The organism is Terriglobus tenax (assembly GCF_025685395.1).
GTDB lineage: Bacteria > Acidobacteriota > Terriglobia > Terriglobales > Acidobacteriaceae > Terriglobus > Terriglobus tenax.
In genome coordinates, this window is the sequence record NZ_JAGSYA010000004.1 from 219,611 (window position 1) to 243,168 (window position 23,558).

At 60.9% G+C, this 23,558-nt stretch carries 20 protein-coding genes; 9 read left to right on the forward strand and 11 right to left on the reverse strand.

What is annotated here, in order from left to right; translation table 11 throughout:
* The first annotated feature begins 167 nt into the window (after nt 1–167).
* Together OHL13_RS18615 and pyrF are read left to right on the forward strand one after the other, a co-directional pair.
* Nucleotides 168–713, forward strand: a complete 546-nt coding sequence (locus OHL13_RS18615; protein ID WP_317889909.1) for a septal ring lytic transglycosylase RlpA family protein — start codon at nt 168–170, stop codon at nt 711–713.
* 10 nt (nt 714–723) lie between these two features.
* Nucleotides 724–1,440: an orotidine-5'-phosphate decarboxylase gene (gene pyrF / locus OHL13_RS06620; RefSeq protein ID WP_263409341.1), complete on the forward strand. Its 717-nt coding sequence runs from the start codon at nt 724–726 to the stop codon at nt 1,438–1,440.
* Between the two features lie 6 nt (nt 1,441–1,446).
* On the opposite strand, the gene OHL13_RS06625 is transcribed toward pyrF, so the two are convergent.
* The 9 genes from OHL13_RS06625 to recN form a co-directional block, all read right to left on the reverse strand.
* Entirely contained in the window at nt 1,447–1,644 is a 198-nt protein-coding gene (locus OHL13_RS06625) for a hypothetical protein (RefSeq protein ID WP_263409342.1), read from the reverse strand.
* Between the two features lie 108 nt (nt 1,645–1,752).
* Nucleotides 1,753–1,932, reverse strand: coding sequence for an Rcat domain-containing protein (locus OHL13_RS06630; protein ID WP_263409343.1), 180 nt, complete (start codon nt 1,930–1,932; stop codon nt 1,753–1,755).
* Between the two features lie 154 nt (nt 1,933–2,086).
* On the reverse strand, nt 2,087–3,172 hold the full coding sequence (locus tag OHL13_RS06635; RefSeq protein ID WP_263409344.1) for a DUF2845 domain-containing protein: 1,086 nt from the start codon (nt 3,170–3,172) through the stop codon (nt 2,087–2,089).
* 66 nt (nt 3,173–3,238) lie between these two features.
* Entirely contained in the window at nt 3,239–4,309 is a 1,071-nt protein-coding gene (locus OHL13_RS06640) for a CPBP family intramembrane glutamic endopeptidase (RefSeq protein WP_263409345.1), read from the reverse strand.
* 11 nt (nt 4,310–4,320) lie between these two features.
* Nucleotides 4,321–5,166 (reverse strand): acetyl-CoA carboxylase carboxyltransferase subunit alpha, encoded by an 846-nt coding sequence (locus tag OHL13_RS06645; protein WP_263409346.1) that lies wholly within the window; start codon nt 5,164–5,166, stop codon nt 4,321–4,323.
* Nucleotides 5,167–5,265: 99 nt separating this feature from the next.
* Nucleotides 5,266–6,987, reverse strand: a complete 1,722-nt coding sequence (locus OHL13_RS06650; RefSeq protein ID WP_263409347.1) for a DUF885 domain-containing protein — start codon at nt 6,985–6,987, stop codon at nt 5,266–5,268.
* Between the two features lie 81 nt (nt 6,988–7,068).
* On the reverse strand, nt 7,069–10,590 hold the full coding sequence (dnaE, locus tag OHL13_RS06655) for a DNA polymerase III subunit alpha (RefSeq protein ID WP_263409348.1): 3,522 nt from the start codon (nt 10,588–10,590) through the stop codon (nt 7,069–7,071).
* 165 nt (nt 10,591–10,755) lie between these two features.
* Nucleotides 10,756–11,370, reverse strand: a complete 615-nt coding sequence (locus OHL13_RS06660) for a YdcF family protein (protein WP_263409349.1) — start codon at nt 11,368–11,370, stop codon at nt 10,756–10,758.
* Between the two features lie 15 nt (nt 11,371–11,385).
* Nucleotides 11,386–13,086, reverse strand: coding sequence for a DNA repair protein RecN (gene recN / locus OHL13_RS06665; RefSeq protein ID WP_263409350.1), 1,701 nt, complete (start codon nt 13,084–13,086; stop codon nt 11,386–11,388).
* Nucleotides 13,087–13,189: 103 nt separating this feature from the next.
* Here recN and OHL13_RS06670 point away from each other — a divergent pair, with 103 nt between their 5' ends.
* The 6 genes from OHL13_RS06670 (at nt 13,190) to OHL13_RS06695 (ending at nt 18,551) form a co-directional block, all read left to right on the forward strand.
* On the forward strand, nt 13,190–13,987 hold the full coding sequence (locus tag OHL13_RS06670; protein WP_399256066.1) for a MotA/TolQ/ExbB proton channel family protein: 798 nt from the start codon (nt 13,190–13,192) through the stop codon (nt 13,985–13,987).
* A gap of 15 nt (nt 13,988–14,002) precedes the next feature.
* Nucleotides 14,003–14,413 (forward strand): ExbD/TolR family protein, encoded by a 411-nt coding sequence (locus OHL13_RS06675; RefSeq protein WP_263409352.1) that lies wholly within the window; start codon nt 14,003–14,005, stop codon nt 14,411–14,413.
* Between the two features lie 2 nt (nt 14,414–14,415).
* Complete coding sequence (locus OHL13_RS06680; RefSeq protein ID WP_263409353.1) at nt 14,416–15,204, forward strand: TonB family protein; 789 nt, start codon at nt 14,416–14,418, stop codon at nt 15,202–15,204.
* A gap of 50 nt (nt 15,205–15,254) precedes the next feature.
* The gene (gene tolB / locus OHL13_RS06685) at nt 15,255–16,610 is read left to right on the forward strand and encodes a Tol-Pal system beta propeller repeat protein TolB (protein ID WP_263409354.1); all 1,356 of its coding nucleotides are present in this window, start codon (nt 15,255–15,257) and stop codon (nt 16,608–16,610) included.
* A 117-nt stretch (nt 16,611–16,727) separates the two neighbouring features.
* A complete protein-coding gene (gene pal / locus OHL13_RS06690; protein WP_263409355.1) occupies nt 16,728–17,474 on the forward strand; it encodes a peptidoglycan-associated lipoprotein Pal in 747 nt (248 codons plus the stop codon).
* A gap of 93 nt (nt 17,475–17,567) precedes the next feature.
* Nucleotides 17,568–18,551, forward strand: a complete 984-nt coding sequence (locus OHL13_RS06695; protein ID WP_263409356.1) for a tetratricopeptide repeat protein — start codon at nt 17,568–17,570, stop codon at nt 18,549–18,551.
* Here OHL13_RS06695 and OHL13_RS06700 read toward each other — a convergent pair.
* A complete protein-coding gene (locus tag OHL13_RS06700) occupies nt 18,548–19,567 on the reverse strand; it encodes a dihydrodipicolinate synthase family protein (protein WP_263409357.1) in 1,020 nt (339 codons plus the stop codon). The genes OHL13_RS06695 and OHL13_RS06700 overlap by 4 nt on opposite strands.
* Nucleotides 19,568–19,701: 134 nt before the next feature.
* Here OHL13_RS06700 and OHL13_RS06705 point away from each other — a divergent pair, with 134 nt between their 5' ends.
* On the forward strand, nt 19,702–20,193 hold the full coding sequence (locus tag OHL13_RS06705) for a hypothetical protein (RefSeq protein WP_263409358.1): 492 nt from the start codon (nt 19,702–19,704) through the stop codon (nt 20,191–20,193).
* Between the two features lie 73 nt (nt 20,194–20,266).
* Here the strand turns inward: OHL13_RS06705 and carB are convergent, their stop codons facing one another.
* Nucleotides 20,267–23,554 carry a carbamoyl-phosphate synthase large subunit gene (gene carB / locus OHL13_RS06710; RefSeq protein ID WP_263409359.1) on the reverse strand — a complete coding sequence of 1,096 codons (3,288 nt, stop codon included), beginning with the start codon at nt 23,552–23,554 and terminating at the stop codon, nt 20,267–20,269.
* Between the last annotated feature and the right edge of the window lie 4 nt (nt 23,555–23,558).

A 23,558-nucleotide genomic window follows, 5' to 3' on the forward strand; every position in this document is an offset into this window, starting at 1 on the left:
TTGAATTGTGCCATTTTCACGCCAAAAGACCGCAGGAATCCCTGCGACCCCCGCTCCTCTATACCACGGCGAGGCCTGCTTGGCAAGTCCAATTTTAGGGATAAACCCCTGTCTTTGTTTGACTTAGCTATTCCAGAAACTCGAAAATAACAGTGGAGCTAGAACGAATGCAACTAGAAACGTCTTCCCGATTGCTGAACTACATCCCCCGCCTGGTAACAGGTGCTGTAGCTCTGGCTCTCGGGTTTACTGCAAGTGCAACGTCTGCCGCTCCGGCTGACGTGCCTACCGATCTTCCGCGCGATTTGAGCAAGATGCCGGACGGCGGTAACACTCGTAAGTTCACGTCGAAGAAGCCCTGGTACCAGATTGGAAAAGCCTCCTGGTATGGTTCTGATTTTCAGGGTAAGCCCACCGCAAATGGTGAGACCTTCGACATGAACAGTCTGACCTGTGCCCACCGCACACTCCCCCTGGGGAGCTGGGCCCGTGTCACTAACCTCAAGACGAAGAAGTCGATTTTCGTCCGAGTCAACGATCGTGGTCCCATGCTGGAAGACCGCATCGTGGATCTTTCCTACGCCGCCGCCCGCAAGCTGGGGATTGGTGGTCTGGGGAAAGTCCGTATCGATCCCGTGAACGGTAGCAATCCGGCGCAGGTGCGTGCTCTTGTCGCGCAAACTGCTTCCGTACAGCCGTTGCTGGCTCGATAGAATAGAGAGCGTGAGCTCTCAAACTGCATCATCCCTCGACCGCCTGATCGTTGCCCTGGACTATCCAACACAGTCTGGAGCGCTGCAGGCGGTCGAGGAGCTTAACGGCCTGGTTTCCTGGGTCAAGGTCGGCCTGGAACTCTACCTGGCCGAAGGCCGTCCGGTCGTCGATTCCCTCCTGGAACGCAAGCTGAACATCTTCCTCGATCTGAAGCTGCACGATATTCCCAATACCGTCGCCGGAGCCGTGCGCTCGGTCTCCGGTCTGGGCATCGGTTTGCTGACGGTTCACGCGTGCGGAGGTCCTGCCATGCTGGAGGCTGCCGCCAACGCCGCGGCAAAGATTACGGGAGCCCCCAAGCTGCTTGCGGTCACGGTGCTGACCAGTATGGACCGCGCGCAACTGGCCGCAACGGGGATTCACCATGCACCGGCGGAGCAGGTGGCCCTGCTGGGCAAGATGGCCATAGAGGCGGGCATCGATGGGCTGGTCTGCTCGGGCGAGGAGATTGGCCTGCTCCGCGAAGCGATTGGCTCCGACCCCCTCCTGGTGGTTCCGGGAATTCGCCCCGCCGCAGCGGCAGTGGGCGATCAGAAGCGCGTGGTGACACCCGCCGCTGCAATCCACATGGGTGCCAGCAAGCTGGTGGTAGGCCGCCCGATCACACAGGCGGCTGACCCTGCGGCAGCAACACGCGGCATCCTTGATGAGATCGCCGGAGCTTAGAGACGATTACTGCGACCGGATGTCCAGGCGATCCACGGTCAACGTGCCAACGGAGAGCCTGTCCAGGCGAGCTTCAAGAATGCGCATGCGGCCGATGGCAATTGCTCCTACGGCAATCGCACCGACAGCCAGCGATCCCAGGGCGAATGCGCCAACCGCCAGCGCACCCACGGCAACACCGCCCATCTTCGTTTTCTCTGCCACGTTCTTTTCCAAACGCATTTGCTTTCCTCCTGATCTCCTTCTTTGTAGCAGGGGAAACGAAAAAACCCGGCCGAGGCCGGGTTTTTTGAGTAAAGCTAAACCGTTGGTTTAGAGACGCTCGTAGAAATCGCACACCGAGCAGGAGATGAACATACCGCCCGGAACGTTGCGCTCACGGTCCTTAACGCGCTTAACAATACGCGTCGGCTTGGAGCACTTGGGGCAATCCGTGCTCTTGGAGGTGTCCATCACCTTCTTACGATCTGCAGTCTTGGCAATCTTTGCCATGGTAGCTCCTTCGTCTTCGGGCCTGGCCGCGAAGAAAGATCTCTCATCGTTCGCCCCTTGCAGACGCACAGATCCGCGTTCTGCCTCTCATCCTGCCCCATCCCGCATTGTGCGTTGGAAAAGGAACCCGCTCGGGCGAGCGATCGTTACTATCTTACCTCAAATTGGAGACAAACTGTTGCTCGGGCTTGTCTGCCTTGTCGTTCTTCGTGTCCGGAAGCTGCACCCGGCCTGGCGCCCCCGGTGCCGGGCCTTCACTGGACCTTCGCAGGGTCGGCGGAGGGGCCTGCTTGCCGTCATCCTCTTCCCCTGGACGCTTGTCGCCCATGGCGATCTCGCGGACGGAGTCCGGGTTCACGTAGCCAGCCATCTCGTCCTTGTCGCGGACCTCAATCGGCTTGCCCAGCTCGGCGATCTTCAGCAGGACAACTCGATCACCGACGAACCGCACAAAACGAATGGTCTGCGGCGTACGGCCATAGATCCACTCCTCATATTTGTCGCCGGTGGAGTCATCCACCTTCTCCCGCACCTTCATTACCGGCTGTCCTAGCGCCGCCAGCACCATGCGATGGTTCATCCCCACCAGAACACGGTGGTCGGCCACGGCCAGCTTCAGCGGCTCCGGCAGGGTGTTGGCGTAGGCTTCCTCACTGGTCTTCACGCCGAAGTCGATAACCGGCTCCAGCAGGCTCTTGACCTCGGAGGCGGTCAGATCCGGGATAAAGCGCTCAAAGACCAGAACCACCCGCGCGCCGGTCGGCTGCTCCTCCGGAGCGACAACGTTGTTGTTGTTGAGCTGGATATGCGAAAGCCAGCGATGCTTTTTGTAGGGACCGCCATCCAGATCCACGATGATGCGGTCCTTTTCAAACTGCAGGTTAGTGACCATGACGCGGTCCCCGGCCTGCGCGGAGACGCCCTTCTTGTAGAGAGCATCACGGATAGTGTCCGAGTCAGGAGAGAGCGTGCCGTTGGCGCGTAGTGTCAGCCCCTGGCCGCCCATGGGAAGAGCGCGATGGGCAAAGCCCTGCTCTGCCTCCAGCATGCGTAACAGGTCACGACGGCCGCGTTCTGTAAGGGGTTGTGCCGGAAGCTCGACGCGGGTGGGGTGGAACTCCGTCACCAGGCCGTCGGTAGCGGTATTCTTGCCGACAACAAAGACCTGTCCAAAGGCCGCCGGAAGGCACAAGGCGGCAAGCGAACCTGCTACCAGCCAGTACCGAGCCCGCGAAACCATGGGAAAGTCACCTCAAGATACCAGCATCTTGCGCCTTCCGGCGCGGCTTGGCAAGTCAAGGAGTTGTCATTTTTCTTCAGATGAAAAATCCGGTCCGGTACCCGGCTTTGGGATCACCGGAGGTGGAGGTGGAGCAGCCACCGGCATGATCTGGATCAGGGCTGCCTGCTTCGCTGCAGCCTCGGCTTCCATGGCGGCGTGCTGCGGCGGAGGCGCTGCTTCCATGGCGTAGCCACCCGGAACAATCGGGTCGAAACCGTACTTCCAGTGCAGGTCATGGCTGACGCGCATCACCAGGAAGATGCCACCAATCACCACAAACGGAGCGAAGACGGAAGCCTCCGGACCATAAAGGCCGCCCGTCAGCCAGACAGGAAGTGACGGATGCGCCTGCACAATGGTCGAGAACTCGAGTCCGCTGACCGGAAGGCCAAACAGGATGCCCATGGCGGCGTTCCAACCGAAGTGGAGCCCCCACGCCATCCAAAGACTGCGCGTTTGCAGGTAGGCGACGGACAGCATGACGCCGGCCAGCATGGTGACGAAGACCGCCGGCCAACCACCGTACGGATTCCTGAGGTGCAGGTAGCCGAAGATGGCTGCAAACAGAAGCGTCGCCCAGGTGGGCCCTACCGCATCGCGCAGACGCTGGAAGGCATAGCCACGGAAAGCGATCTCCTCGGCAAGCGACGCAATCGCCAACATGAGCAGATTGATCAGCGTAAGCGTGATGGAGCGGCTACTGAACCAGAAGGTGAGATCGAGCTTGCCGCCCAGCATGATGGGAAGCACCAGCAGCACCATGAGTCCCCAGCCAGTGGCAAGTCCCAGGCTCCATTCCTGGACGAAGCCCTCGCGGCGCATCAGTCCCATCTCGCGGATGGGGTGCTGCTGGGCATCCATGGTGCGGCCCATGCCCCAGAAGCCGACAAGCAGCAATACCAGCCATACGGTACGGTAAAAGAACTCGTGACCAACCGAGCCCATATTCGCCGTGGCGATGCCGGCAATGATCTCCGAAGCAAAGATCCAGAATGCTGCGAAGACAAAACGGATGGCGGCGCTGCCCCGCGTCCGGCCTCCGAAGAGACCGCCACCGGCAGCGCGCATACCACTTTGAGTTTCGTGCGTCATCATGCCAATGCGGATTAGGAGGCTACTTCAAAGAACTGCGCAATGTTGCGGAACTTGGTGTAACGCTGGGCGAGCATCTCATCGACGCTGAGCGCCTGAAGCTGGGCCAGGTGCGTTTCCAGGCGGTCGTTCAGCAGCGCGACGGAGGCTGCCGGGTCGTTCTGCGATCCGCCTGCTGGCTCGGCGACAATCTCATCGACGCAGCCCATGCGCTTTACATCCTCGGCGGTGTACTTCAGCGCTTCGGCTGCCTTCTGCCGCTTGGTAGCGTCCTTCCACATGATCGACGCCGCACCTTCGGGGGAGATCACCGAGTACATCGCGTTTTCCAGCATCAGCACGCGGTCGGCTACCGCCAGCGCCAGCGCTCCACCGGAGCCGCCTTCGCCAGTGATCGTCGCCAGAACAGGCACGCGCAGGCGAGCCATCTCAAACAGGTTCCTGGCAATCGCTTCGGCCTGGCCACGCTCCTCGGCGCCAAGTCCGGGATTCGCCCCGGCAAGATCGAGGAAGGTGAAGACAGGTCGGCCGAACTTCTCCGCGATCTTCATCGCGCGCAGCGCCTTGCGATAGCCTTCGGGGTCGGGGCTGCCGAATTTGCGGAGCATGCGCTCCTTCAGCGTACGACCCTTCAGGTTGCAGATGACCATAACCTCCTGGCCATGAAAACGAGCCATACCTGCGGCCATTGCGGGATCGTCAGCAAAGGCGCGGTCGCCGTGGATCTCGCTGAAGTCGGTGAAGAGCGCTTCGATAAAATCCATCGGATACGGGCGCTGCGGATGCCGCGCCATCTCTGTCCTGCGCCAGGCTTCGGAAACCTCTGCCACGGCGGGCTTTCCTGCTTCTAAATCTGCCATCACCGTTGATTGTATCGAAGCTGGAGGAGGGCCATCCAGCAAAGTGAAGGCTCCTGCCCTTCTCTTTTGAGGAGACGGAACAGGAGCCGCGTTTTCCGCTTACTTTGCAGCGACAAATGAGGCCGGAACCGGCGGCACATCCTTCGCGTCGCCCAGCATCTCCCAGCGAACCAGCGAGAACGGCAGGTTGCCATTCAGCCAGATCGTGTCATGGAACTTCTGCAGGCTGAAGTCGTTTCCCTGCTTCTGCCGGGCGTCGGTCATCAACCGCTGGATGTCCAGCTTGCCGATCTGGTAGGTGATGGCCTGTCCCGGGGTTGAAGCGAACATAATAGCCTCGCTCGTCGCCGTGCCGCGGTCCATGGGGACCACGTTGGTCAGATAGTCTGCCGCCTGCTCCAGCGTGAACTCACCCAGCGCCAGCTTCACGTCAACCTCTACGCGCAGTGCACGCAGGCGAATCAGGCTGTAGATGGCTTCCTTCATATGGGGCGAATCCTCGAAGAGGCCGGCGATCATCATCATCTCCTCGGCATAGAAACCGATGCCCTCATTCGCCTCAGAATCGTAGTAGTGGCGACGGATGGTATCCGGGTGGTGCCAGCTCCAGGCCATCTGGAAGTAATGGCCCGGGGTTCCCTCATGCAGCGTCAACGGACGTGTGTCGCGACCGGTAATAGAACCCCAGAAGGCCGTCGTCGGACGAGGAACGCCCTTGTAGCTGGTACCGTCTTCGTCCAGCCGCGACGGGCCGGTCAGGTCGTCCGTCACCCCCAGGAAGCTGAGCGGAGCGATGTACGCCGGTGTCGGCAGGTAGTAATAGTGCTTCACCCCGGCGGGGTCCGATAGAACGCCGTGCGAAACCATGTACTTGCGAATGGCGGCTTCATTCTCTTTTTCAGCGGTAAGCTGCTTTTCCATTGTGCCGTAGAACGGGACTTCGGGGACACCGGTGCTGGCGGCATGCGACAGCGCTTCAAAGCTGACCGCACGCTCCCATTCCTGGCGTCCCATCCGGAGCATCTCTTCCGGCGTATGGTTCATCAGCGCCACGTTCTTCAGGAACCAGACATAGCCATCGCGGCCAACAGCGGTCTTCTCGGGCAGGCTCTTCGGGCGGCCTTCGACCCAGGTGCGGTAGTCGACAAGAGCCTTGACCGCGGCGGCTTCAGCCTTCTCAAAACGTGGCTTGTTCTGCAGGGAGAGCACCGTCAGCAGGCCGTCATGGAAGCGCTGCATCCGGTCTTCGATGCCCTTCATCTCGCCCAGCGTGGCGCGGACATAGGGGGCACGAATGTCGGTCAGATTCTTCTTCCCTTCCTCCAGCGTATAAGGCATGCGCTCCAGGCGGGAGAGGATAATTTCTTCGCGGGCCGGCGTAATCGGAGGTTTGGGCAGCAGAGCGGCGAAAACCGAGCCGAGGCTCTGGTCGACGTAGAAGAAGGGGTTCTCCGTCCACATCGGGAAGACGGTCAGCTCCCAGTGCACGCGTGCAATTGCCGAGCCGAGGAGACGATAGTCCACCTGGTCCGCTACAGGCGCCTTCGTTGCATCCAGAGCGCGCCATTGCCTTTCGAAGTCGCCGATCTTCGTCTTGTAACCCGTCGCATCCGCCGGTGCCCAGTGAACAACAAAGGGCTCGGCCCGCTCAATACGAGGAATGTCATCGTTAGTGAAGGGCTGCTCCGTGGCACGCCAGCTCCAGAAAGAATCACTCAACGCATGCAGCCTGGTTTGGAAGTCAGAGTTCTGCGCGACAGCAGTAAAAGGAGAAAGCGCAACGGCAAACAGAGAGAGCAGGACAGTCCGCTTGGAAGGCATGCAGACAAACTAACATTCTGACCCACAAAAACAGAACCCACCCTTTTAGAGAGGGTGGGCTCAAATCGTTTCTCTGCCTGCTCAGTCGATGACTCGCACCGCACCACCGCCTACGATCTCTTCAACCCGGTCAATGAACAGGCGGTCAGCCGCGACGTTGAAGCCCTGCGGCTCCAGCACGGCGCAGAACTGCCCCGGCTCTTCCAGGTCAAGCAGTACCTTGCCCGGCCCGGGCGTGGCTTCAAACAGCGCCTGCAGCTTCTCAAGCAACGCCGCATCCGGATGATGCAGCGGCACCTTCACACGCAACGCGCCGGGCAGCTTGATCTGCACATCTTCAAGCGCGGTGATGCTGGAGACAGACAGCTTGGGAGCGGAGTCTTCTTCACCGCGCAGCGTTCCGCGCACCAGCACCGGGACATCAATCTTCAGCTTTTCTGAGAGCTTCTCGTAGTCCTTCGGGAAGGCGATCAGGTCGATCTTGCCCGTGGTGTCTTCCAGTGACGCCGAGGCATACATCTCACCCGAGCGCTTGGACTTGGCGACCTTCAGCGCGGTGATGACACCGGCAATCTGAATCTCGTTGGCGCTGTTGTCCTGCCCACGGCGGAAGTTCTGCGGCTCCGGCTTCATCTCGCACGCTGTCGCCGTATCGACCACCTTCAGGTTGCGCAGCTTCTCGCGGTACTTGTCCATCGGATGTCCGGAGACGAAGAACCCGAGCACTTCCTTCTCGTTCTGCAGGCGGGTGTGCTCATCCCAATCCGGCACCTTGGGCAGATCGTCATCCACCTTCTTATTGACGACCTCCGGCTCCGCATCGAAGATGCCGAAGAGCCCATGCTGACCGGTCTCGGCATCGCGCTGTGCCTTCTGCGCGCGCTCAATCGCCTTGTCCAGCGCGGCATTCACGCGGGCGCGGGCGCCGAAGCTGTCCATGGCGCCGGCCTTCAGCAGCGACTCCAGAACGCGCTTGTTCATCAGGCGCAGGTCAACCTTCTCGCAGAACTCCCAGATGGAAGCAAAGCCAGGCTTGCCTTCGGCCTGCAGCGCCGTGCGCGCCTGTTGAATGGACTCGATCGCGTTGCCGCCAACGTTCTTGATCGCCGCCAGACCGAAGCGAATCGCATCGGAAGTGGGCGTGAAGTTCGCGGCGGAGATCTGCACATCCGGCGGCAGAACCGTGATGCCCATTTCCTTGCATTCGCCGATGTACTTCACCACGTTCTCGGGCTTGGAGGTTTCAGAGGTCAGCAGCGCCGCCATGAACTCCACCGGGTAATGGGTCTTCAGGTACGCCGTGTGATACGCCAGCAGGGCGTAAGCAGCCGAGTGAGACTTGTTGAAGCCGTATCCGGCAAACTGCTCCATCAGGTCAAACAGCGAACCGGCCTTGGTCTTGTCGAACTTCTTCTCCGCGGCTCCGGCCATGAAGATGTCGCGCTGCTTGGCCATCTCCGCAGGGTCTTTCTTACCCATGGCGCGGCGCAGCAGGTCAGCGCCGCCGAGCGAGTAGCCGCCGATGGCCGAGCTAATCTGCATCACCTGCTCCTGATAGACGATGACGCCAAGCGTCTCCTTCAGGATGGGTTCAAGCTCCGGGAAGGTGAACTCCACCGCGCGGCGGCCCCACTTGCGCTCAATGAAATCGTCAATCATGCCGCCCTGGATCGGGCCAGGACGATACAGCGCGTTGAGAGCGGTCAGGTCTTCCACCGTATTTGGCTTGTAGCGGCGAAGTACATCGCGCATGCCACCGGATTCAAACTGGAAGACGCCCGAGGTCAGCGCCTTGTGGAAGACCTTCTCATAGGTCTCCTGATCATCGAGCGGAACCTTGGCCATCTCCACCACAACACCGCGATTGCTCTTGATCAGCTTCAGGCAATCGTCGATGACGGTCAGCGTCGTCAGGCCAAGGAAGTCCATCTTCAGAAGACCCATCTTCTCGACGGCCTTCATGTCATAGGCAGTGACGATGTCTTCGTTCTTGGCACGTGTGACGGGCACCAGCTCGGTCAGCTTGGTTGGTGCAATCACTACACCGGCGGCGTGAACACCGGCGCCACGCACCAGCCCCTCAAGGCGCATCGCCGTGTCGATCAGCTCGCGCACCTTCGGGTCTTCGTACGCCGTCGCCAGCGGAGGAGAGTCTTTCAGCGCCTGCTCGATCGTGATACCGATGGTCGCGGGAATCAGCTTGGCGACGCGGTCCACCTCGCCATAGGGCATGTCCATGGCGCGGCCAACGTCCTTGATTGCAGCCTTGGCGGCCATGGTGTTGAAGGTGATGATCTGCGCCACCTGGTCGCGGCCATACTTGCGCGTGACGTGCTCGATGACCTCTTGCCGACGATTCATACAGAAGTCGATGTCGATATCCGGCATCGAGATACGCTCGGGATTCAGGAAGCGCTCGAAGAGCAATTCGTTCTGCAAGGGATCAACGTCGGTGATCTCCATGCAGTAGGCGACGAGCGATCCGGCTGCTGAACCACGACCCGGACCGACAGGGATATCGCGCTCGCGGGCGTACTTGATGAAGTCCCACACAATGAGGAAGTAGCCTGGGAACTTCATCTGCTTGATGCAGTCGATCTCGCGGTTCAGACGCTCTTCATACTCGGCCACCGTCTTGCGCAACAAGCCGCGCGACCGCAGGTGCGCCACCGCGGTTTCAAGGCGCTTCTTCAGACCCTCGCGGCATACCTGCTCGAAATAGCTGTCAATGGTTTCTCCTTCGGGGACCACAAACTCCGGGAAGGGATTTTTCACCTTGTTGATCTTGGCGTTGCAGCGCTCGGCAAACTGCATGGTGCGCGTGCAGACCTCGGGGTTCTGCTTGAAGAGACGGTGCATCTCCTCCGCGCTCTTGATGTAGAACTCGTTGGTGTCGAACTTGAAGCGGTTCGGGTCGTTGATGGAGCCGGCCGTCTGCACGCAGAGCAGAATTTCGTGAGCCTTACTATCGTCATCCGCAACGTAGTGACTGTCGTTGGTGGCGATCAGCGGAATGCCGAGGTCTTTCTCCATGCGAAACAAGGCTTCGCAAACGGCCTTGTCCGGCTCCAGGCCGTGGTCCTGGATCTCCAGGAAGAAGTTGCCCTTGCCGAACATCTCTTCAAACATGCCGGCGCTACGCTTGGCCTCGTCGTACTTACCGGCCATCAGGTGCTGGTTCAACTCACCGGCAAGGCAGCCGGAGAAACCGATCAGGCCTTCCGTGTGCTTCGACAGAAATTCCTTGCTGACACGCGGCTTGCGATAGAAGCCGTTAAGCGCGGCCTCGCTGGTCAGACGGACCAGGTTCTTGTAACCCTCTTCGTTTTCAGCCAGCACGAGGAAGTGGTTGTAGCCGCCTTCCATGGTGCGGTGGTCATCTGTCTTCGAAAGATAGAGTTCACAGCCGATGATGGGCTTGATGCCCTTCTTCTCCATGGCCGCAGCAAAGTGAACCGCGCCATAAATGTTGCCGTGGTCGGTCATGGCGGCGGCCTTCTGGCCCAGCTTGGCCAGGTGCCCAGCCAGCTTGTCGACATCGCATGCGCCGTCGAGAAGGGAGTAATCGGTGTGGAGATGAAGGTGCGTGAACTCAGCGGCCATGGGTTAATTCTAGTGAGCTTTGGCCGTGAGGTGTTGCTGAGGAAAAGATGGTACTGAATCCGCTTCATCTACCGGGGTGCTCCTGCCTCGCACGCGAGACAGGGCGAGGAGGCAGGACATCCGACTCATCCTGTTTTCACCATCCGAGCATCACGCTATCCAACTCTACTGCGGCATAAACTTCGACTTCGGAAACCCTTTACGCCGCAGCGTCCAGCAGTACTGTGCCTCGTTGAACTCAAAGACCGCCTCGCGCCACCAGCCGTACTCGGCTGGTCTGGCGGAGCCATCCACCTTCCACTTGATCGCCGGATAATGCGAGAGAATCATGCCCGCGCGCGGCAGATGGCTCTTGCTGCTGACCACCTCCGCCGAGTGCCAGCCATGCGCCTGCAGGATCTGGTTGGAATAGTAGATGTTCTGCACGGTGTTCTGCGCCTGGCCTTCCTCAATCACCGCCGAGGCCGGAACTCCCTGCTGCTCGGCGTAGACAGCCATTGAGTGTGCTTCAGTCCACTTGTTGTGCGCGGCTCCGCCCGTCATGATGAGGACCGGCGCAACCCCGGCCTTCCACTGGCGTACTCCTTCCAGCACGCGCTCGCGCTGCTCCGGCGATGGCGTGCCGTCAGCCTTGGACGGTGTGCCCAGCACAATGATGGAGTCAAACTTTGCCTGCTGCGTATTCTCAAGTGGCAGCGTCCAATGGGCGGTCTCCAGCCCGCCCAGCACCACAACCACAGCGACCAACAGCACCAGAACTGTCCACTTCAGAGTGCGCATGCGTTCCTCATCCTGTTATTCGACGGTTGATTCGGCGATCATCTGTTCGGCATTCCTGCGGCTGGCGTCGGTGATGGTTGCGCCGCTCAACATGCGGGCAATCTCGTCCACGCGCTCCTCATCGGACATCTCGCGGACACCCGTGCGGGTCTTGTTGGCCTTAACCGTCTTCTCAATCACCAGGTGGGTATCGGCAAACGCGGCGATCTGTGGCAGGTGGGTAATGCAAAGCACCTGCTGGCCCTGGCTCAACTGCTTCAGCTTGCGGCCCACCGCCTCTGCAGCGCGCCCCCCGATTCCGATGTCGATTTCGTCAAAGATCAGCGTGCGCGGCAGCGGCGTCTTCTTGCGCAGCTTGCTGGCGCCGTCCTCGACGGAGACCTTCAGGGCCAGCATCACGCGCGACATTTCGCCGCCCGAAGCAATCTCCGTCAGCGGAGCCAGCGGCGCTCCGACGTTGGTGGCAATCAGGAAGCTGATCGTGTCCCAGCCATGCGTCGTCCACGCGCTCTCGTCCTCGTTCCAGTTCACGCGGACCTCGAAGCGGACCTTCATCGCCAGATCGTTGATCTGCTTTTCGGCGACCTTTTCCAACCGCGCCGCGGCGGACTTGCGTTCGGCGGTCAGGCGCCCTGCGGCTGCCCGGAACTCCAGCGCGGCTGCGTCCACCAGCTTGCGGGCCTGCTTTACCAGTTCGTCCCGGTTCTCAATCTCGCTGAGCCTGCGGGTCACCTCGTCCCCGTGCGCAATCACCTCGGCCAGCGTGCGTCCGTACTTGCGTTTCAAACGGTCCAGGAGGGCAAGCCGGTCCTCAATCTCTTCCAGTCGCTCGGGCGAGGCGTTGATGTTGTCGGCGTAGTCCCGCAACAGCGCACCGGCTTCCTCCACGGAGGCCTTGGCTCCGGCAAGCTGCTGGGCAGGATCGATAAACTGTGGCTCAAAGCGAGCTAACTCCTCCACCTGCCGCAGTGCCGACGTCAGCTTGGAGGCTGCTGCGCCTTCGCCCTCATAGAGCTGGTCAAGCGCATTCATAGCGCAGGAGTACAGCTTTTCTGCATTAGCCAGAACGCGCTTCTCGGCTTCGAGAGCGGTGTCTTCCTCCGGCCCCGTAATCGCTGCCTCTTCAATCTCCTTCGCCTGGAAGCTCCACAGGTCGGCCGAACGAAGACGGTCCTGCTCATCGCCTTCCAGCTCGCGCAGGCGATTGCCTGCTTCGCTCCACTTCTTATAGGTGGTGCTCACCTCGGTGAAGACGGCTGTTCCCTCGCCCAGATAGCGATCCAGAAGACCGCGCTGCTGGGCCTGGTCAAAGGCGGCCAGCGTATCGCTCTGGGCATGGATCAGGGCAAGCTCCGGCGCAAGCTGGCGCAGAACAGCAACCGTCGCCGGCTGGTTATTCACCCAGACGCGCCCCTTGCCGTTCAGGGCAATCTCGCGGCGCAGCAGAATTTCATGGCCCTCGATATCAATGCCATTGGCTTCCAGCAGCGCCTCCGAACCTGGCGTGGCCTCAAAGACGCAGCTCACGACAGCCTTCTCGGCACCGTGACGCACCACGTCGCTTGAGGCTTTTCCGCCCATCAGCAGCGCCAAAGCGTCAATCAAAATGGATTTTCCGGCGCCGGTTTCGCCGGTAAGTAGATTCAGGCCGGGACCGAACCCAGCAACAGCGTGGTCCATTACGGCATAGTTTTCGGCTCGTAATTCCAACAGCATGGCTGCCTGAGCATAACAAACAGATGCACCAAACTGGGAACCCCGCACAACCTTCTGCACATTTTGCGCGTTTACACTGGTAATAAGCATTTCTGTGATGACGATGAGCCCAATGCACCTGTTCGCCTCCTTCCTCCTGCGTTTGCAGGAGACCGCCGCCGATCAACAGGCTGCGCCGCTTTCACCCTCCGCGGGCAATAGCTCCGCCATTGTGGAGATGATCCACAACTCCGGCCCCATTGCTCTGGGCGTGCTGGTGTTGCTGGCGCTCGGGAGTGTTTTCTCGTGGGCGATCATCTTCTCCAAATGGTCCGGCTTCCGTCGCGCGCAAACCCAGTCGCAGCGTTTTGTCCGGGCCTTCCGCAAGTCCAACCGGCTGAGCGAGATTGCCACTGTCGCCGAGCAGTTCAAGCCGTCGCCGCTGGTCAGTGTCTTTGCTGAGATCAACGACGAGTACCAGCGCCAGACCGGCGGTCGCGGACTTCCCCGCAACCCGCTCGCCCTGGAACGCGCGGCGCAGACGGCCTCCTCCGAGGCGCTGACCCGGCTGGAATCCCGTCTGACCTGGCTGGCGACGATCGCCGCAATTGCGCCGTTTGTCGGCCTTTTCGGCACCGTCATGGGCATTATTGACGCCTTCCATGGCCTGGGAACCCAGGGTGCGGCAACGCTGCGCGCCGTGGCTCCGGGTATCTCCGAGGCGCTGATCACGACCGCTGCGGGCCTGGTCGTCGCGATTCCGGCGGTAATCGGCTACAACCAGTTCACCGCTCGCCTGCGGGAGTTCGGCTCGCGGATGGATGACTTCGGCCGCGAACTGCTCTCGGCGATCGAAAACGCAGCCATGGCCCAGCCACCTGCCGCACCTCCAGTCGAGGAGCGCCGGGTGCGCCAGTACTAAGGGAGACACGCAACCATGGCTTTCTCCAGCGGCGGTAAGACGCAGACCTCGCTCGCAGAGATCAACATGACGCCGCTGATTGACGTCGTGCTGGTATTGCTGCTTATCTTCATGCTCACCGCGCCGGTGCTGCAGTCCGGCATTGACGTGGCTGTGCCCAAAACGCGCTCGGTCAACCAGGTAACCGAGGAGCGGCAGGTGGTCACCATCAACAAGGACCAGCAGGTCTTTCTGCAGGACAAGCCGGTCAACGTCAATGAGCTGCCGGGGTTGCTGCGCCGCGGCTCGTCTGACCCGGCAAAGAAGATCATCTACCTGCGTGCCGACGAGCGCGTTCCCTTCGGCGCCTTCGCCTCAGTAATGGACGCGGTGAAACAGGCCGGAATCACCAACATCAGCATCGTGACCCAGCCCATCGAGAAGTAGCCATGCCGAACGACCGCACATGGACGGAACAGGACCCGCTCGGCGGCAATATCGCCGGGTCAGTGATTCTGCACGCCCTGATTCTCGGCGGCGTGGTGGCCGCGGGCTATATCACCCATCGCGGCGATACCTGGGGCGCGGCCTCGGCGCAGACCAGCGCCATCCAGGCCTCCATGGTCTCGGCCATTCCACTGCCCAACACCCAGCGCTTTGACGAAAAGCAGGTTCTGACCTCCGAGACGCCGAGTCCCGCACCTAAAGAGGCCAAGCCTGAGACGGTAACTCCGCCCAAAGCCGATGAAATTCCTATCCCGGTCAAACAGACGCCGAAGAAGCCGCAGGTGGCGGAAAAGGAGACTCCTGCGCCGCCCAAGCATCCGCAGCCGGTCACTCCTCCCAAGCCGAACGTAGCCCAGACAGGCGAAACCTCCGGCGTTCGTATTGCGCAGTCGACCATGCAGGTGACCAACGGGACGGCCTCGGTTGCCGTACAGGACTCCGCTTTCGGAGCGCGGTACGCCTACTACGTCAACGTTGTGAACCGCACGGTCGCCCGGAACTGGTTCACCCAGGAAGCGGACCCTCGCGCCTCCGTGGGACGCAGCGTGACCATTATTTTTGACATTCTGCGGGACGGCACACCAAGCAACGTCCGCATGGGGCAACGCTCGGGCTCGCCGTCGCTCGATGCATCAGCACAGCATGCATTGGAGCGGGTGGATGGCTTCGGTCCCCTGCCCGCCGGCGACCACATCACGGTGGAGTACACCTTTCATTACCAGCCACACTGACGTTATCCGCATCAAACCGGATGAGATTTCGTCATACCATAGGAATGAGAATGCAAAGTCCGTCGCGTAAGTTCAACGTTCTTCTAGCGTTCGTGGCCGCTGTCGTTACCGCGGCTGTACCGGCGCGTGCCCAGGACTGGTTCAAGACCGAAACCAGCACCGGCGTCGACAAGATCCGCATCGCGGCCGCTGACTTCAAGCAGGGCTCCGCCGATGCGGCTGCGCTGAAGCGCACCTTCGATTCCGTGTTTTATGCCGATCTGGGCAATGCCGGTTTGTTTGACCTGGTTTCGAAGAGCATGCTGCCGCAGCTCACACCGGGCGCTCCCAGCGAGATGAACGTTCAGCAGTGGGGAGCTGCCCCGGTCAACGCCGCCATGGTCGCCTTTGGATCGGCGACCGTGCAGTCCGGCAAACTCGTCGTCAACGGCTGGCTGTTCGACGCCAAGAACGTACAGTACCCGCAGGTGCTGGCCAAACAGTACACCGAAGATGCCACCGACGACTCGGCTCGCCAGATTGCCCACCGCTTCGCCGATGAGATTATCTTCCGGCTGGGTGGCGGCGTTCCCGGCATTGCCGAGACAAAGATCGTCTACGTCCACCAGGCCGGAGGCTCCAAAGAGATCTGGATGATGGACTACGACGGCGCCAACCAGCACCAGATCACCCATCTTGGAACGGTTTCCCTTTCGCCGCGTATTTCTCCGGACAACACGCGCATCGCCTTCTCATCGCTGGGCAAGGATGGCTGGGGAATTCGCATGTACTCGCTGGTACTTGGCCGCATGGTTGGCTTCCCCATCTTCGGGGGTACGAACCTGTCTCCGGCGTGGTCTTCCACGGGAGCGAATCTCGCCTTCTCCAGCTCACGCACGGGCGACCCTGAAATCTGGGTGACCGACGCGAATGGCAACGGCGCCCACCGCGTAACCAGCTTCCGCGGACCGGATGTCTCCCCAGTCTGGAACCCGCGTACCAACGCGCAGATTGCCTGGATCAGCGGCCGCAGCGGCCTTCCCCAGCTCTACATCATGGATGCGGACGGCGCAGGAGTAACCCGCCTGACCGATATCGGCTACGCCACCTCACCCTCATGGTCCCCCAATGGCCAGTTCCTCACCTTCGCGTGGAACCGCAAGTACGGTCCCGGAGCACCGGGCGGCCAGGATATCTACGTTCAGGAAGTCTCCCCCGGAGCCGGCGGGTCGTACCGCTGGGTCCAGGTGACGCATGACAACGGACGCTGCGACTTCCCGTCGTGGTCGCCCGATGGCCGCCACATCGTTTACGCCAGCACCGCCAGCGGCAAGATGGAGATCTGGACCATGCTGGCGGATGGCACGCAGAAGCGCCGCCTGACCACAAATGGCGGCAACGACATGCCCAACTGGAGCTGGAAATAACCGCCTTTCGCAAATTTAGTCGATGCTTTGCAGCAATGTATCAACGGAATTGAATCAAACATGTAGGTAGGGCCCGGCCGTGATTGGAACGCGCCGAGGCAGGAGGAAAGATTTCCAATGAACGTATCCGCTCTTCGCAAGATGACCGTTCTGGCTATTGCGCTGGCTTTTGGCGCTGCCGGATGCCACAAGAAGGCTTCGGCTCCCCCGCCGTATACCGCTCCCGATGTTCCGGCCAGCCCTGCACCAACGGCCAACATCACCGCTGAGCCGCTGGCCATCGATCTGGGTCAGTCCGTGGTTCTGAACTGGCGCACCACCAATGCGACCTCGGTCACCATTGACGGCATCGGCGCTGTCAACGTGAACGGTACCCAGACGGTGACCCCCTCCAGCTCGACCAACTTCCACCTGGTGGCCAAGGGCGATGGCGGTACGGCAGAGGCCAACGTTCGCGTGACCGTGCGTGTTCCTGAGACCCCGACCGTGCCGACCGCCAATGCCGACATGGGTACGGACGCCGAGTTCGCTCGCAACGTGCAGGACATCTTCTTCGATTACGACAGCTACGACGTTCGCACCGATGCGCAGGGCTCCATCTCGGCCTCTGCCAGCTACCTGGCCGCTCATCCGGCCATCAAGGTGGTCATCGGCGGCTACTGCGACGAGCGTGGATCGGCGGAGTACAACCTGGCCCTGGGCGAAAACCGCGCCAATGCCGCGAAGACCTCCCTGGTCAACGCTGGTGTCGCTCCCTCGCGCATCCGCGTTATCAGCTACGGCAAGGAAAAGCAGTTCTGCACCGACCAGACCGAGGCCTGCTGGCAGCAGAACCGCCGTGCACAGTTCTCGCTCGACCGCTAGTCCGCGCGTCGTAGACTGGAACCAACAACCCGGAGAGGCGCTTGCCCGCTGCAAGCGCCTTTTCCGCGTCCATAGCGTTTGAGGAAACCCGCCATGAAGCTTCTGCGCATTGCACCTGCAGCCCTGTTCGCCTGCTCGCTTTTCGTCTCCCCGGCATTTGCCGTCAACAAGGACATGGTGCAACTGCAGACCCAGGTGCAGCAGTTGCAGGAGTCCGTCGCGCGCCTGCAGCAGGCCAACGATGAGCGCATGGGCGTTCTCCGCGACCTGGTGCAGCAGACCGCCGACTCCGTCAACCGCATGTCGGTCTCCGTCAATACGCTGCAGAAACAGATGTCGACCAGTTCGGAGACCGAGGCAGGAAAGACCGAACAGCTCAGCAACCAGGTGCAGTCCCTCAACGACTCCATGGATGAGCTGAAGGCCCGTCTTGGCCGCATGGAAAAGGCACTGAGCGACCTGCAGAACCAGCAGCAGTCCATCAACGCCAAGCTGGATAACGGAGTTCCCTCAGGCGGTTCGAACATGCCTCCTGCCGGTGCGAACCCTGTACCGGATACCGCTGTTCCCTACACACCTCCGCCGGCAGCTACACCGACTCCCCGCAAGGGCGGTAAACCTGCCGCAGGCACGCCGATGAGCCAGGGCGTCGACCCAAATGCCGCACAGCAGCCGGTGGCGGAATCAGCCCCCCCGGTCAGCGACCTGTACCAGACCGCGTACTCGGATTATGTTGCCGCCAAGTATGCCCTGGCGTCGGCAGAGTTCAACCGGGTGATCCAGTTCTACCCGGACAACGCTCTGTCCGGAAACGCGAACTTCTACCTAGGCGAGATCGACTACCGCGCCGGGAAGTTCCCTTCCGCCATCAAGTTCTATGACAAGGTGCTGGAGCAGTATCCGGGCAACAACAAGATCGCCCTCTCTCATCTGCACAAGGGCTATGCCCTGATCGCTACCAGGCAGGAGGCTGCAGGCGCCCGTGAGTTGCGCGCGTTGATCGCACGCTATCCCGGAACGCCGGAAGCGAATCAGGCGCGCGTCAAGCTGAATGGCCTGAAGCGCGCCGCCAACTAACTGCGGATGCCGTACATCAGACCTTCCACCTCGGCACGCTGATCCGCCGTAAGCGGCAGGCGAGGCAGCCGGGGCGTTCCGCCGTAATATCCCGTCAGGTCCGCCGCGTACTTCACACCGGCAATCCCCAGGCCCTCAACAATTCCCTTCGCCGGCGCCGCAATGCGGGTCTGCTTCTCAGCAGCCAGCTTAGGGTCTCCGTCCTTCCACGCGGCATACACCTCGTGGCAGGCCTGCGGAGCGCTGGCGGTAAAGGCCGTCAGCAGCCCCTGGGCACCGGACGCCAGGGCGTCCACCATGCCTGCATCCGCGGCAGCGATCACCTGGAAGCCCACGTTTCGGGTACGTGTCTTCATGGCTGGCTTTGATGGGGCCACAGCAACAGCCGTGCCTCCCTCTGACAACGCGCCTGCATTCACAAAAGTCCCCGTCTCATTGCGATCAGTCGCAAGCATTCGTCCGGTCACAGCGGCAAAAATCGGCGTGACCACGACGTCCCTTTTCGGAGCATCTGCAGTGGCGGAGAGTACGCCCGCGATATCGTCCGTACCGGTCACAACGCCGAATATCCGCGGATGCCGCGACAGCGAAGCAATCTCTTCTGAGGAGAGTTTCGCCTCGGCATCCAGAATCACGACAGGTAACTCGCTCGCATCTGCCACGGGGGCAAAGTACACATCGGGCCGCAGCGCAGGCACCTGCACCAGGGCGACGTCATAGCCAAGGCCGGCGGCATACTGAATCAGTTCCAGCGTTGCAGCCACACTGGGGCGACCTGCGCCAGCCCACAGAACCTTCTCCGGCGATGCCGCACGGGCAGCAACGGCCAGCACCTCACGCGTCTCCGCATCGGTCAGCATCTCCGGCTCACCGGGTCCGGCAAGAAGAGCGATGCCCGCGGCAGGCGTCATCGCATAGTGCGCAACATTGTGTTCCAGCTTGCGCAAATACACGCGGCCATCGGGATAAAACGGAGTGGCGGCAGGAATATGCAGTCCATCAAGCAGCATGAACATTATTTTAGTGCGCTTTCTACCGGTTGCCCGTTTGCATGGCAATAACACGAAAGCTTATTTCCCAACGGTCCTGCAATGTCGTACCGTGTATGGGAAGCCACACAGTTTAATCAGGGGAGACGACGCATCACTATATGGCAGAAGAGTTTGAAGACGTAGGTGGAAAGTCTGCGGGCGACCTGGGGGTTGAGGCCCTGTGGTTTGTGGCCCATAGCCTTCTGGCCTTCCTGGTCGTCGTGGTCGTGGTTGCCGTCTTCGGCCTTTCGCAGCCCGATCCCGACGCGACGCAGCCCAAGCTGCTGTGTACCGCAATCATCTTTCTGGCCGCGATTATCGTAGGTTTTGGCCTCTCCAAGGTCATCAGGAACGAGGTTGCACGCCACATCTGGATCTCTGGCCTGCTGATGTTTTCCATCGTCTGTGTCTACGTGCTGGACCTGCCAACGGGCCCCGGCCTGTGCAATGGTTGCGGTGCCGTGGAGAAGCTCTACCGCACCTTCTTTAATCTCGCGAATCCCAGCGGCCTGATGGGCGGCTACGGCTTCGCCGTGGGCACATGGCTGCCGCTGTCGCTGGTTTCGTATTCCCTTGGAGCCAACCTCGGCCTGCCCAAGACGGAAGACTAATTCTTTTCGAAAAACACGAAGGGCGTGAGCCATGTGCTCACGCCCTTCGTGTTTGGTCCAGTTTTACAAAGGGTTACGCCTTCACCGGCTCGCGCTCCGCGTGCAGTGCCTGGAGGGCCTTTACATTCACCTCTCCACCCTGGAGAGAATCGATTCCCTCCGCGGCAGCGCGTGCCGCCGCAATGGTGGTGATAGTCGGAATGCGCGCCAGCACAGCGGCGCGGCGAATGGCCTTCTCGTCGAAGAAGGTGTCCTGTCCGCGCGGTGTGTTGACGATGAGCTGAATGCGCTCGCCCTTGATGTAGTCGACCACGTTCGGACGGCCTTCCTTCACCTTGTACACACGCTCCACCTGCAGGCCGGCATCTTCCAGCACGTCCGCCGTGCCGTGCGTCGCCACGATATGGAAGCCCATCTCGCGGAACTGGCGTGCCAAGGCGACTACATGCTGCTTATCATGCTCATTCACGCTGATAAAGACGTTGCCCTTCTTCGGAAGCACCTGTCCGGCCGAGAGCTGCGCCTTAGCGAAGGCTTCGCCGAAGTTATCGGCCACACCCATCACCTCGCCGGTCGACTTCATCTCCGGCCCGAGAACCGTGTCCACTCCTGGGAACTTGCCCCACGGGAAGACCGGGCTCTTGACGAAGAAGTGGTCTCCGGTGCCAAGGTCCTTGCCGCTGGCCAGTTCAGCCGGCAGCAACTCAGCCAGCGTCTTGCCAATCATCAGGCGCGATGCGATCTTCGCAAGCGGAATGCCGGTAGCCTTCGAGACATACGGTACTGTACGCGAAGCGCGCGGGTTGACCTCGATGACATAGACCTTGCCATGCTGGATGGCGAACTGGATGTTCACCAGGCCGATGACGTTGAGCGAGAGCGCCAGCTTGCGCGTGTAGACGCGAATGGTGTCCAGCACCTCCGGCGTCAGATCCACCGCGGGCAGTACGCAGGATGAGTCGCCCGAGTGGATACCGGCCTCTTCAATGTGCTGCATGATGCCGGCGATGATGACATCCTTGCCGTCGCACAGAGCATCGACGTCCACCTCGGTTGCATCCTCGAGGAAGTGGTCGATCAGCACCGGGCGCTCCTGCGAGTACTCGATCGCGGTGCTCATGTACTTCACAATGGCTTCATCGTCATAGGCGATGACCATGGCGCGGCCACCGAGCACATACGAAGGACGTACCAGAACCGGGTAGCCAACGCGGTTGGCGCCTTCCAGAGCTTCGTTGACCGAGGTCGCGATAGCGCCCTGCGGCTGCGGAATCTCCAGCTCTTCAATCAGTTTGCCGAAGCGCTTGCGGTCTTCCGCCAGATCGATCGACTCCGGCGAGGTACCGATGATCGGTACGCCGGCGGCCTTCAGCGGCAGAGCCAGATTCAGCGGAGTCTGTCCGCCGAACTGCACGATCATGCCGATCTCCGCGCCGTTCGCGGCTTCATGCTCGTAGACAGCGAGGACGTCCTCGTAGGTCAGCGGCTCGAAGTACAGCCGGTCTGCCGTGTCGTAGTCGGTCGAAACCGTCTCCGGGTTGCAGTTGACCATGATGGTTTCGTAACCGTCGTCCTTCAGAGCGAAGGCGGCATGGCAGCAGCAGTAATCGAACTCAATGCCCTGCCCGATGCGGTTCGGTCCGGAGCCAAGAATGATGACCTTCTTCTTCGCAGTCGGCGTAGCTTCATCTTCCTCGTCATAGCAGGAGTAGAAGTATGGAGTGAAGCTCTCGAACTCCGCGGCGCAGGTGTCCACCAGCTTGTAGACCGGAGTGATACCCAGCTTCTTACGCAGGTCCATTACCTGGATACCGGCGGTCTTTCCTTCCAGGCCCCATCCCGCCGCCAGCCGGTCATCGGAGATGCCCATGCGCTTGGCGGTCCGCAGATCGTCGGCCGTGACCTCGTCCATCGGCTTTGCGCCGATCGCCGCAATCTCGTCCACCACCTGCTTCACCTGGTACAGGAACCACGGGTCCATACCGGTCAGGCGCGAAACCTCGCGGACGCTCATGCCCTTCTCAAAGGCATAGCGAACGTAGTTGAAGCGGTCCGGGTGCGGCGTAACCAGGCGCTGCGTCAGGCGGCGCGGCTCAATGTCAGCAGCGGAGGCCTTCTTGCCGGTCTCCAGCGAGCGGACAGCCTTGAACATCGCTTCCTTGAAGGTGCGGCCAATCGCCATCACTTCGCCGACGGACTTCATCTGGGGCCCGAGGCCTTCGTCGGTTCCGGGGAACTTCTCGAACTGCCACTTCGGGAACTTCACGACGACGTAATCAATCGTCGGCTCGAAGCATGCAGGCGTTGCCTTGGTGATGTCGTTCTTGATCTCGTCCAGTGTGTAGCCGACGGCCAGGCGCGCGGCGATCTTCGCAATCGGGAAGCCTGTGGCCTTCGACGCAAGTGCCGACGAACGCGAGACGCGCGGGTTCATCTCGATGACGGTCATGCGGCCGTTCTGCGGATTGACGGCGAACTGCACGTTGCTTCCGCCAGTCTCAACACCAATCTCGCGAATCACCTTGATAGCGGCGTCGCGCATCATCTGGTACTCGCGGTCGGTCAACGTCTGCGCAGGAGCCACCGTGATCGAATCGCCGGTGTGGACGCCCATCGGATCGAAGTTCTCAATCGAGCAGATGATGATGACGTTGTCCTTCAGATCACGGACAACCTCAAGCTCATACTCTTTCCATCCGAGCACGCTCTCTTCGATCAGGCACTCGTGTACGGGCGACAGATCGATTCCGCGGGACAGAATCTCCATCAGCTCTTCGCGGTTGTAGGCAATGCCGCCGCCCGATCCACCCAGCGTGAACGAGGGACGGATGACCGCCGGAAAGCCGATTTTCTGCGTAAACTCCATGCCGTCGCGCAGGTTGTTCACCAGCGCCGAGCGAGGCATGTCGAGACCGATCTTGTTCATCGCGTCCTTGAACAGCAGACGGTCTTCGGCCTTCTTGATGGCGTCCAGTTTGGCGCCGATCAGCTCCACACCGAACTTGTCGAGTACACCGGCATCAGCCAGGTCCACGGCAAGGTTCAGCGCCGTCTGACCGCCAACGGTCGGGAGCACGGCAAACTTGCCGGGCTTGCCGCTCTCGGTCAGCATCTCGGCCTCGACGCGCAGAATCTCTTCCACGTACGCCGCCGAAAGAGGTTCAATGTAGGTGCGGTCGGCAACCTCAGGATCGGTCATGATGGAGGCCGGGTTCGAGTTCACCAGCACCACTTCATACCCCTCCGCCTTCAGCGCCTTGCACGCCTGCGTGCCGGAGTAGTCGAACTCAGCCGACTGTCCAATCACAATCGGCCCGGAGCCGATCACCAGAATCTTCGCGATGTCATTCCTGCGTGGCATTGCG